Genomic DNA, 885 nt, shown 5'->3' on the forward strand with positions numbered 1-885 from the left:
AAAATGCGTCAATCAGGATGAGAAACTGTGACCGCAACGGGAACGATGTTGTTCGGTCTGATTGTCGCTGACAAGCGCTAAGTTTCGTTTTGATTGTCGGGCAGCGACACGGCTTCGAGATCGTTGATTGTCGCGTAGCTCTGCGGCCGTCCGGCGCCTTTTTTCTTGCGTTCGAGTGCGGCACGACGGCGGTAGCTGTCGACGTTGATTTCGAAGATCGTGGCGTGATGGACGAGGCGATCAACTGCGGCCAGCGTCATGGCGGGATCCGGGAAGACCTTGCCCCAGGCCCCGAATGGCTGATTGGCGGTGATCAGGGTGGAGCGGCGTTCGTATCGGGCGCTGATCAACTCGAACAGGACGGAGGTCTCCGCCTGATCCTTGCTGACATAGGCGAGGTCATCGAGGATCAGCAGATCGAATCGATCCAGTCTGGCGATGGCCGCCTCCAATGCCAGTTCGCGCCGCGCCACCTGAAGTCTCTGCACCAGGTCGGACGTGCGGGTGAACAGCACGCGCCAGCCGTTTTCCACCAGCGCCAGACCGACGGCGGAGGCCAGATGCGTCTTGCCGCCGCCAGGTCCGCCGATAAGAATCAGATTGGCGCCTTTGTCGATCCAGCTGTCACCGGCACAGATCGCCATCACGTGCGCCTTGGAGATCATCGGCACCACGTCGAAGTCGAAGCTGTCGAGGGTCTTTCCCGGCAGCAACTGGGCCTCGGCAAGATGGCGTGCCAAGCGGCGGCGGTCGCGTTCGGCGATCTCGTGTTCGGCGAGGGCCGCGAGGAAGCGTGCGGCAGGCCAGCCCTCCTTGTCCGCCCGTTCGGCAAAATCCGGCCAATTCTGCTTGATTGCGGGCAGGCGGAGATCGTTGAGCATCAGC

Annotated in this window: 1 protein-coding gene; it reads right to left on the reverse strand. The window is 61.7% G+C overall.

Going from position 1 to position 885, the window contains the following annotated elements; translation table 11 throughout:
- Positions 1-77: 77 nt before the first annotated feature.
- The gene (istB, locus tag V5F77_RS28980; RefSeq protein WP_429008499.1) at positions 78-884 is read right to left on the reverse strand and encodes an IS21-like element helper ATPase IstB; all 807 of its coding nucleotides are present in this window, start codon (positions 882-884) and stop codon (positions 78-80) included.
- Position 885: the final 1 nt, after the last annotated feature.

This window comes from Roseixanthobacter psychrophilus (assembly GCF_043195195.1).
Taxonomy (GTDB): Bacteria; Pseudomonadota; Alphaproteobacteria; order Rhizobiales; family Xanthobacteraceae; genus NCEH01.